Here is a 9,415-nt window from a genome sequence, read left to right as displayed (position 1 = left end):
GTTTCTCCGCGCTATACAACCTCTTGTTCGTACTTCGCCACAACCACCACCACCCCCGCGACCGGTCAGCCGGGCTTGGTGAAGCGTTCGCGCAGGACCGGGTCGTTCTCCCACCAGAGCCCGGACGCGGGGCTCTCGTCTGCGGCGTCCAGCTCGGCGTCGACGCTGTCGGCCTCCTGTTTCGCCGCACGCATCCAGCGCACCATCAGCGCCACCACGAACGGCAGGCCGGCCAGGTCACCGCCGATCCACAGCACTCCGGCGCCGATGACCTGGTCGAGCCGGAGGTCAGGTCCCCACGCGCGGTGCAGGGCCTCGTAGTAGTCCGCGGCGATCAACGGGCCGAACCACACGACCAGACCGATGGCACCGTCCACGATCGCTTCGACGAGGCTGATCGCGAAGGACACCACGTGCGGGTCCTCCCGCGGCGTCGGATCGACCCGCAGCCGGGTCCAGTAGTAGACGAAACCGCAGCCCGCGATGACCAGCAGGAGCGGCTCGTCGGCAGCGGGGTTGCGCAGCGTCCAGCCGTACAGCGGGGTGAGGTACAACAGCACCAGCGGCACCGCGAGCGCCACGGTGACCAGCAGCGGAAAGGTGACCACGCGCGCCGCCGTGCTGTGTCCGATGCGGCGAAGGCTTTCGGCGAACGGTGCCGGTGCGGTGCGCAGCAGCAGTGTCAGCGGCGCACTGAGCGCGAACAACAGCGGCGTGATCATCAACGTGGTGATCACCGCGACGGCGCGCACCCAGAAGAGGGTGTGGCCGTACACGCCGATGAACGACTGCGTGACCAGCAGATGCGTGGCCGCCGCGGCGAGCATCGCAGCCGAACGCGAGACCGGCCACGGCTCGGACAGCCGGCGCACCGCCCAGAAGTAACCGATCACCACGACCGCGACGAGCAGCAGTGCGACCGGCTCCAGCCGCCAGGCCGTGAAGACCCGCGCGACGGTCAGCGGTTCGGTCACTGGTGGTGCCTTCTCAGCTCGAGTTCGGGGGTTCCAGCTGATCAGTGTGCACCACACCGGTCCGCGCTTGGCTAGCTGACCAGGGAAAGGCCGCGGCGAACGGGTTCGGGCGCGGTGGCGGGCGCGGGCGACGGGACCACGACCTCCTCGCCGCCGATCTCGCGGGTGATCCAGGCGCCGGACTCGACCATGACCTTCAGCGTGCGGGTGTCGAGCGCGTTGATGCGGCCGTAGTACCACTCATCGGTCGCGAGCGACCCCATGCGGTCGGCGAGGCGCTTCTTGATGTCGATCACGCGCTCGAACAGCGTCCGGACGAGGGCGGCCCGGTCGAACGGGCCCTGCAGGCCCTCGCGGATGCGGTCCTCGATGCCGCGCGGCACGCCCTCGGAGTCGGGCATCAGCATGGTGGTCCACGCGCGGGACTTCTCGCGGTACTGCAGCTGCTGCATGATCCCTTCGTGCTGGGCGAAGTCGGCGGCGCGGAAAGCCGAGCCGCGCCAGCGCTTCTGCAGGTTCACGGCCAGCGACAACGCGCTCTTCAGGCCGGTGTTCAGGCCGCGACCGGGCCAGAAGTGCAGCGAGTTGGCGGCGTCGCCCAGCAGGAAGCCGAACGTCGAGGGCGCGAGCTGGGCGGTGAACTTCGACATCTGGGTCATGCCGAGCGTGAACGAGGTGATGCCCACGACGTCCGCCGCACCCACGCCGAAGAAGCGCAGGCCGTCCAAAATCCGGGGCCACAGGTAGGAAAGCTTGTCGACGGACGGCTTGAACACCGCGCGGTGGCGGTCGCAGACGAAACGCCCGCCCGCCGGACGCATGGTGCAGCCGAACCTGCCGATGCACGAGACCGGGCCGTTCTCGCCGAGCGCGACGATCTCGGAGGCCTCCTCGGCGGTCAGGCGCATGTTGATGAAGCCGCCGCCGAGCGAGTTGAAGAGGAACCTGTTCTGGCCCACGGTCAACGGCACGGTGTGCTCGTCCGGCACCTTGGCGTTGACGCGGATGCCGAGAACGTGCTCGTCCAGCGGCGAACCGTCCACAGAGAACAGTTCACGGCTCGGCGTGCCGAAGAACTCCGACAGCGAGTCGCGGGTCGCGGAACGGGCGCCGTCGGCGATGGCCAGGACGTGCAGGCCGTCCCAGCGCTCCGGCTTGGTGTAGGCGGCGGGGACGAGCTCGATGCCGCAGGTGTCCTGGGCCAGGTCGAGCAGCGCGTCCTCGATCCAGCGGATCTTGATGTTGCGCGGGCGGCCCTTCGACTCCGGGGAGTCCGGGCCGAGCGGCCACATCTCGGAGAACTTGCCGGGCGCGAAAAGCCGTTGCCGCACAACGGAAGGCAGCGCCGCCCAGACGTTGCTCTGCAGCGTCACGACCTGCTCGCGCCGGTTGTTGCCCTCGGCCGGGCCGCGCCACACCACGCGGTCACCGCGGCGCGTCCAGCGGCGGTCGTGCACGCGCACCGAGACCTGGCCGCCCAGCAACGACTTCAGCGTGCACGCGAAGGCCAGGCCGACCGGGCCGCCGCCCGCGACGTCGACGCGCAGCGGTTTGGTCTGCCGCAGCTGCACGACCTGACCCTGGCGTGGCAGCAACACCGTCTTGTGGTCCATGGCCCGTCCCCTTCGCTCCCGCTCGACGGCGGGAACACGTGGTGAGACGGGTAACGGTTCAACGGTTTTCGATGAAGTTCTTCCAGGCCCTATAGCCAAAGGTCAGAACGCCTCCGGACGGGTTCTTCGAGTCGCGGACGAGAGCGTCGAAGGCCAACGACACCTCGACGCAGTTGTCATCCACGGTCGCACCGCTGTAGCTGCTCTTACGCCAAGCGCGGTCCTGGGTCATTGAGGTCCTTTCGCGGTCGGCTGACGTACTCCGCCAGCTTCTCCCGCGATTGTGCCTCGTCCAAGGCGACCTCACCCAAACGGTCGAAGAGCAGCCTGACCCGTGCGATGGCACCGGGATCCTGCACGAACAGCTTCGCGAGGTCAGTGGAGGTGAAGGCGATCGGCATCTCTTTCTCGTACTGCCACAGCACGCAACTGGTGGCCACCAAGGGCGCTTCCGCGGGCACGATCCTGACCATGTCCGCGTTGAACAGCAGGCGCGCGTACTGATCCTCCATGATCCGGCTGTCGCCCACCTGCGTCTGCAACGCGTACTCGTGGATGAAGAACAAGCAAGTCGGCCGGTTGTGCCGTCGCAGGATCGTCTGACGATCCGTGCGAAACCGGACGCCCACTGCGATTTGATCCTCGGGGACGTACCCGCCCATCCGGTAGAGAGCGTCGGCGTACTCCGGGGTCTGGATCAGACCGGGGACGGCCTGCGGGTCGTAGCTGGTGATCGACTTGGCGGTGGACTCGGCCCGGGCGAGCGTGCGGAGGTTGTCCGGCACTTGCACGATGTACTCCTCGAAGGCGTTGCGCCACCTGCGCTTGAAGTCTTCGAAGAAGTCGATGTCCTTGCCGCACATCGTCAGGTACTGGACGAGGTCGATCTCGCTGGCGCGGTACTTGCCGTGCTCGATCGTCGAGACCTTGCTCGGGTCCCAGCCGAGCCGGACGGCGAGCGCGTTGCCCGTCAGGCCCGTGCAGGTTTCACGCAAACGGCGTAGTTCGTCGCCCAGGTCCCTGCTGTAAGCAGTGGAGGGAGTGGTCGTGGCCATGCCCTCGACGCTAAGGCTTGCTCTTCGAGCACGAACCTGCTCGTTCGGGTGAAAACGGCCCCTCGGGCGATCATCAGGAAACTGCCAGGAAACTCGCAGCCGGGCTACAGCTTGGCAGACGACGATCCGTGCCCATGACTCGACGTCGCAGATCCTTGTTGATCAACGGACTGCTGGTGGTGGTGCTCCTCGGTGCCGGTGTGGCCGGCTACCTGGTGTTCTTCGGTTCCTCCGGCAGCGCCCAGCCCACCACCGCCCGCACGGCCGCGGCCCAGAACCGCGACGTCAGCGAGGTGGTCACGGCGTCCGGGACCGTGCAGAGCTCGTTCAGCGCCGCCGCCTCCTTCGGTGCCGGCGGCACGGTCACCGAGATCGACGTGAAGGTCGGCGACGCGGTCACCAAGGGCCAGACGCTCGCCAAGCTCGACCCGACGCAGGCCCAGCTGCAGGTCGACATCGCGCAGGGCAACCTCGACGCCGCCCTCGCCAAGGGCACCGGCACGACCGCGCTGCTCACCGCGTACCGGCAGGCGCAGCTCGCGCTCCAGCAGGCCCAGGACACCCTCGCCGCCACCGTGCTCACCGCACCGGGCGACGGCACGATCACCTCGATCACCGGGTCCGTCGGTCAGAAGGTCGGCAGCGGCAACTCCTCCAGCAACGCCAACAGTTCCAGCTCGGCGAACAGCAGCAGCAGCAGCACCTCGACGTCCGGGTTCGTCGTCGTCACCGACCTGAAGAACCTCGTCCTGCACGCCAACGTGTCGGAGTCCGACGTCAGCAAGCTCAAGGCCGACCAGGCCGCGACCGTCACGGTCAACGCGATGCCGTCGCAGCCGATCCCCGCCAAGGTCGCCCAGGTCGACCTCACCCCGACGACCTCGAACAACGTCGTCCAGTACGGCGTGACCCTCGCGCTGACCAAGGTGCCGGACGGGTTGCGGCCGGGGCAGTCGGCGAGCGTGGAGATCACCGTCAGCTCGGCGAACAACGTCCTCGCCGTCCCCGCGGCCGCCGTGCAGACCGTCAGCGGGCAGAGCTCCGTGCAGGTGATGGAGAACGGCGCGGAGACGCGCAAGACGGTCGAGGTCGGCGTGCGCGGCGATCAGTACGTCGAGATCAAGTCCGGCCTCACCGCGGGTGAGGAAGTCGTGTTGCCGCAGGTCAGCACGTCGAACAACACGAACCGCCAGCAGCCGGGCACCGGCAGTTTCCCCGGCACCGGCGGCGGCAACCGCAACGGCGGCGGCTTCACCGGGACCGGTCGATGAGCCCGGTCATCGAGGTCCGGAACCTCCGCAAGACGTACGGCACCGGCGACACCGCCGTGCACGCGCTGCGCGGCCTCGACCTGACCGTCGAGAAGGGCGAGTACCTCGCGATCATGGGCGCGTCCGGGTCCGGCAAGTCGACGCTGCTCAACATCCTCGGCTGCCTCGACGTGCCGACGTCCGGCAAGTACCTGCTGGACGGCATCGACACCGGCGAGTTCGACGAGGAGCAGCTCTCGTTGCTGCGCAACCGGAAGATCGGGTTCGTCTTCCAGTCGTTCAACTTGGTGCCGCGGACAACGGCACTGGCGAACGTCGAACTCCCGCTGGTGTACGCGGGAGTTCGACGTGCCCAACGTCGCGAGCGCGCGCTCGCCGCGCTGGATCTCGTTGGCCTGAAAGACCGCATTCACCACAAGCCCAACGAACTGTCCGGCGGTCAACAACAACGCGTCGCCATCGCACGTGCACTGGTCACGTCGCCCGCGATCGTGCTGGCCGACGAGCCGACCGGAAACCTGGACACCGACTCCAGCCGTGAGGTCATGGGCATCCTCGACCGCCTGCACGCCAGCGGCCGCACGGTCGTGCTGATCACGCACGAGGACGACGTCGCGGCACACGCGACGCGCACGGTCCGCGTGGTGGACGGCCAGGTTGCGGGGGTGCTGGTGTGAGACTGTTCGAGATCGCCGCCTTCGCGGTGCGCGGCCTGACGGCGAACAAGATGCGTTCCGGCCTCACCACGCTGGGCATCCTGATCGGTGTCGCGTCGGTGATCCTGCTGATCGCGGTCGGCAACGGCGCGTCGAGCGCGGTGCAGCAGAGCATCGCCGGGCTCGGCACGAACATCCTGACGATCAGCCCGCAGCGCGCCCAGGCCGGCAGCACCGCCAAGCCGCTGACCACGGCGGACGCGGCGGCGCTGGTCGGCGCGGACTCCCCCGACGTCAAGTACGCCTCGCCTGTCGTGAGCGCGCAGGCGACGGCGGGCTACGGCGACACGACGTACGCGATCAACCAGTTCATCGGCAGCGACCCGCACTACTTCAGCACCACGAACAGCGCGGTGGCGCAGGGCAGCCTGTTCTCCGACAACGACGTGCAGCAGGCGCGCAAGGTCGTGGTGATCGGCGCGACCGTCGCCACCCAGCTCTTCCCCGGCACCGACCCGGTCGGCAAGTCCATGCTGGTCAACAACATCCCGTTCACCGTGGTGGGAGTGCTGGCGGCCAAGGGGTCCAGCGGGTTGCAGGACGCCGACGACATGGCCGTGGCGCCGCTGACGACCACGCAGAACGCGCTGACCGGCTACGGCAACCTCACCCAGATCGTGGTGCAGGCGCAGTCCGCCGACGCGCTGCCGAACGCCCAGGCCCAGGTCACGACGATCCTCAACGGCCGGCACAAGATCACCGGCACGACCGCCGACTACCGGCTCCTCAGCCAGGACCAGCTGCTCACCGCGCGCACCGCGACGACCGAGACGTTCACCGTGCTGCTCGCGTCGGTGGCCGCGATTTCGTTGCTGGTCGGCGGCATCGGCATCACGAACATCATGCTGGTCACCGTCACCGAGCGGATCCGCGAGATCGGCATCCGCAAGGCCGTCGGCGCGCCCAGGTCGTCGATCCTCGGCCAGTTCCTGATCGAGGCCACGCTGCTCAGCCTGTTCGGCGGTGCGCTCGGCGTCGCCGCGGGCCTGATCGGCAGCCAGTTCACCATCGCCGGCATCAAACCGGTGCTCGTGCCGTCGTCAGTGCTGCTCGCGTTCGCGGTGTCGGCGCTGATCGGCCTCTTCTTCGGCAGTTACCCGGCTTCGCGCGCGGCGAAGCTGCGCCCCATCGAAGCCCTCAGGCACGAATAAGGAGTTTCTGACGTGACCAACCCACTCGACCAGCCGCTCGAGGACGACATCACGACCCAGCTGAAGGAGCGCAAGAGCGGCGTCGGCAAGACCACGATGATCCTCGGCGTCGCGGTGCTCGCGATCGTCGCGTTCGTCGGCGGGGTGTTCGTGCAGAAGTCCTTCGGCTCCACGCAGACCCAGAACCGCCAGAACGCGGCGGGGCGCCAGTTCCCCGGCCGCGGCGACGGCAGCACTCCCCCGTCCGGCTCGCAGCGACCGGGCGGCGGGTTCGGGCGCGGCACCTTCGGCACGATCGACCACGTCGACGGCACCACCGTGTACGTGAAGACGCAGAACGGCCAGATCGTCAAGGTGTCCACTTCGGACTCGACCAAGGTGGAGATCACCTCCGAGGGCAAGCTCGGTGACCTCAAGGCGGGCCAGCAGGTCGTCGTGCAGGGTCAGGCGGGATCGGACGGCACGGTGACCGGGCAGACCATCACGCAGCGCCCGACGACCGGGTGATGCAGGATTCACGGGTGGAACGTGGCCGGTTGCTCGTCGTCGAGGACGAACCCAGCATCCGCGAACTGCTGTGCGCGAGCCTGCGGTTCGCGGGTTTCACCGTGTCGAGCGCGGCGACCGGCGGCGAGGCGCTGACGGCCGCCCGCTCGCAAGCCCCCGACCTGGTGCTGCTCGACGTGATGCTGCCCGACCGCGACGGCTTCGAGGTCGTCCGGCGGCTGCGTTCGGGAGGGGTCCAGGTGCCGGTGATCTACCTGACCGCGCGGGACAGCACGGACGACCGCATCACCGGCCTGACCATCGGCGGCGACGGGTACATCACCAAGCCGTTCAGCCTGGAGGAGGTCATCGCGCGGGTGACCGCCGTGCTGCGCCGCACCCGGCCCGACGCCGAGGGCGAGCAGCTGACCTGTGGCGATCTGTCGCTGGACGTGGAGAGCCACATCGTGCGGCGCGGTTCGCGGATCGTGGAGCTGTCGCCGACGGAGTTCCGGTTGCTGCACTACCTGATGCGCAACAGCGGCCGCGTGCTGTCGAAGGCGCAGATCCTCGACCAGGTGTGGTCGCACGACTTCGACGGTGACGTCGGCGTGGTCGAGTCGTACATCTCGTACCTGCGCCGCAAGATCGACGCCGACGCGCCGAGGCTGATCCACACCGTGCGCGGCCTCGGATACATGATCAGACCATGACGTTGCGCGCGCGGCTGGTGGTCGTGCTCGTCGCCCTGGCGGCCGCGGGCCTGTTCGGCACGTGGCTCGTCGGTTCGCAGGTGATGGAGCGCTACCTGCTGGGCCAGCTGGACGCGCGGCTGGACCGGATCGTGAACGTGCCGAGGCCGTATGCCCTGCGGGACAACGTGATCGTGCGGGACGCGTCCGGTGTGGTCTCCGGCACGCCGATCGCCGGACTGCCCGGCTACGGCGAAATGACGTCCGGGGAGCACCTCACCGTGGGCACGCATCGGGTCGTGATGCGGTCGTTCGACGACACCGAGCTGATCGTGGTGACGGACCAGTCCGAGGTGAACAAGGCGGTCGACGACCTGCGGGCGGCGTTCCTGCTGATCAGCTTCGGCGCGCTCGTCCTCGTCGGGATGGCCGGGTATCTGCTGGTCAGGTCGTCGACACGGGCGCTGGAGGAAGTCGAGCAGGTGGCCGGGGAGATCGCGGCGGGCGACCTGTCCCGGCGCGTGCCGGTGCGGCGGCCCGGCAGCGAGGTCGGGCGGCTCGCGTCGGCGTTGAACACCATGCTCGGGCAGATCGAGCAGGCGTTCGCGGTGCGGGTCTCGTCGGAGAACCGGATGCGGCAGTTCGTCGCGGACGCCTCGCACGAGCTGCGCACACCGTTGACGTCGATCCGCGGGTACGCCGAGCTGTACCGCCAGGGTGCGGCCACCGACGCCGCCGAGGTGCTGCGGCGCATCGAGGACCAGGCGCAGCGGATGGGGTTGCTGGTCGACGACCTGCTGCAGCTGGCCCGGCTGGACTCCGAGCAGCCGCTGGCCTTGTCCACTGTGGACCTGGTGGTGCTGGTCACCGACGCCGTGCACGAGGCTCGGGTGCGGGATCCGGAACGGACGATCTCGCTGGCATTGCCGTCCGGGCCGGTTCTGGTGCAGGGGGACGATTCCAGGGTGCGGCAGGTGCTGACCAACCTGCTCGACAACGCGTTGCGGCACACGCCGGCCGGGTCGCCGATCGAGGTCCGGCTGACTCCTGAGGCGATCGAGGTGGCTGATCACGGGCCCGGCATGCCCGCCGACCAGGCTTCGCGGGTGTTCGAACGGTTCTACCGCGCGGATTCCGCGCGTGGGCCTGGTGGAACCGGGCTGGGGCTCGCGATCGTGGCCGCGCTGGTGGCGGCGCACGGGTGGCGGATCGAGCTGGACACCGCGCCGGGCGAGGGCGCGGTGTTCCGGGTGATCCTGGGGACGTGATCGGGTGAGGCCGCGGGTACCCGTGCGCGGCCGCGGCGCTCAGGGTGCCACTGGGCGGGCGCGGTTGCCGCGCCAGGTCGAGGTGAGGACGGCTGCTCGTCGCAGCCTCGCGCTGGTGCTCGATGAAGGGCGCCCTGAAAAACCAAATGTTGGTGTATTGGCCCGAGAAAGAACACCACCCAAAGAGAA

At 68.7% G+C, this 9,415-nt stretch carries 10 protein-coding genes; 6 read left to right on the top strand and 4 right to left on the bottom strand.

The window, feature by feature from the left end; genetic code table 11:
- Nucleotides 1-65: 65 nt before the first annotated feature.
- The 4 genes from ABZV40_RS45820 to ABZV40_RS45805 form a co-directional block, all read right to left on the bottom strand.
- Complete coding sequence (locus ABZV40_RS45820; protein WP_355456411.1) at nt 66-974, bottom strand: cytochrome c oxidase assembly protein; 909 nt, start codon at nt 972-974, stop codon at nt 66-68.
- A gap of 71 nt (nt 975-1,045) precedes the next feature.
- The gene (locus tag ABZV40_RS45815) at nt 1,046-2,587 is read right to left on the bottom strand and encodes a hypothetical protein (protein WP_355456410.1); all 1,542 of its coding nucleotides are present in this window, start codon (nt 2,585-2,587) and stop codon (nt 1,046-1,048) included.
- Between the two features lie 58 nt (nt 2,588-2,645).
- The gene (locus tag ABZV40_RS45810) at nt 2,646-2,819 is read right to left on the bottom strand and encodes a DUF397 domain-containing protein (RefSeq protein ID WP_355456409.1); all 174 of its coding nucleotides are present in this window, start codon (nt 2,817-2,819) and stop codon (nt 2,646-2,648) included.
- Nucleotides 2,794-3,642 carry a helix-turn-helix transcriptional regulator gene (locus tag ABZV40_RS45805; RefSeq protein WP_355456408.1) on the bottom strand — a complete coding sequence of 283 codons (849 nt, stop codon included), beginning with the start codon at nt 3,640-3,642 and terminating at the stop codon, nt 2,794-2,796. Before ABZV40_RS45805 ends, ABZV40_RS45810 begins: the two co-directional genes overlap by 26 nt.
- A gap of 134 nt (nt 3,643-3,776) precedes the next feature.
- On the opposite strand from ABZV40_RS45805, the gene ABZV40_RS45800 reads away from it, so the two are divergent.
- From ABZV40_RS45800 to ABZV40_RS45775, 6 genes are read left to right on the top strand one after another with little or no spacing between them, the layout of a single operon-like run.
- Entirely contained in the window at nt 3,777-4,913 is a 1,137-nt protein-coding gene (locus ABZV40_RS45800; RefSeq protein ID WP_355456407.1) for an HlyD family efflux transporter periplasmic adaptor subunit, read from the top strand.
- Nucleotides 4,910-5,590 (top strand): ABC transporter ATP-binding protein, encoded by a 681-nt coding sequence (locus ABZV40_RS45795; RefSeq protein WP_355456406.1) that lies wholly within the window; start codon nt 4,910-4,912, stop codon nt 5,588-5,590. The genes ABZV40_RS45800 and ABZV40_RS45795 overlap by 4 nt, the downstream gene beginning before the upstream one ends.
- A complete protein-coding gene (locus ABZV40_RS45790; RefSeq protein WP_355456405.1) occupies nt 5,587-6,780 on the top strand; it encodes an ABC transporter permease in 1,194 nt (397 codons plus the stop codon). Before ABZV40_RS45795 ends, ABZV40_RS45790 begins: the two co-directional genes overlap by 4 nt.
- A gap of 12 nt (nt 6,781-6,792) precedes the next feature.
- Entirely contained in the window at nt 6,793-7,287 is a 495-nt protein-coding gene (locus ABZV40_RS45785; RefSeq protein WP_355456404.1) for a hypothetical protein, read from the top strand.
- A gap of 14 nt (nt 7,288-7,301) precedes the next feature.
- Complete coding sequence (locus ABZV40_RS45780) at nt 7,302-7,979, top strand: response regulator transcription factor (protein WP_355456403.1); 678 nt, start codon at nt 7,302-7,304, stop codon at nt 7,977-7,979.
- Nucleotides 7,976-9,226, top strand: coding sequence for a HAMP domain-containing sensor histidine kinase (locus ABZV40_RS45775; protein ID WP_355456402.1), 1,251 nt, complete (start codon nt 7,976-7,978; stop codon nt 9,224-9,226). The genes ABZV40_RS45780 and ABZV40_RS45775 overlap by 4 nt, the downstream gene beginning before the upstream one ends.
- Nucleotides 9,227-9,415: the final 189 nt, after the last annotated feature.

Origin of the sequence: Lentzea sp. NPDC004782 (genome assembly GCF_040609115.1) — a bacterium.
In the GTDB taxonomy this organism is placed as follows: domain Bacteria; phylum Actinomycetota; class Actinomycetes; order Mycobacteriales; family Pseudonocardiaceae; genus Lentzea.
Note: the sequence above shows the minus strand (reverse complement) of the source record. Positions and strands in the feature narration are given on the sequence as shown.

Bases quoted from the DNA above. Each gene is read 5' to 3' on its own strand.
- ABZV40_RS45800 (WP_355456407.1), top strand. From the start codon at position 3,777: ATGACTCGACGTCGCAGATCCTTGTTGATCAACGGACTGCTGGTGGTG.
- ABZV40_RS45805 (WP_355456408.1), bottom strand. From the start codon at position 3,642: ATGGCCACGACCACTCCCTCCACTGCTTACAGCAGGGACCTGGGCGAC.
- ABZV40_RS45775 (WP_355456402.1), top strand. From the start codon at position 7,976: ATGACGTTGCGCGCGCGGCTGGTGGTCGTGCTCGTCGCCCTGGCGGCC.
- ABZV40_RS45795 (WP_355456406.1), top strand. From the start codon at position 4,910: ATGAGCCCGGTCATCGAGGTCCGGAACCTCCGCAAGACGTACGGCACC.
- ABZV40_RS45810 (WP_355456409.1), bottom strand. From the start codon at position 2,819: ATGACCCAGGACCGCGCTTGGCGTAAGAGCAGCTACAGCGGTGCGACC.
- ABZV40_RS45815 (WP_355456410.1), bottom strand. From the start codon at position 2,587: ATGGACCACAAGACGGTGTTGCTGCCACGCCAGGGTCAGGTCGTGCAG.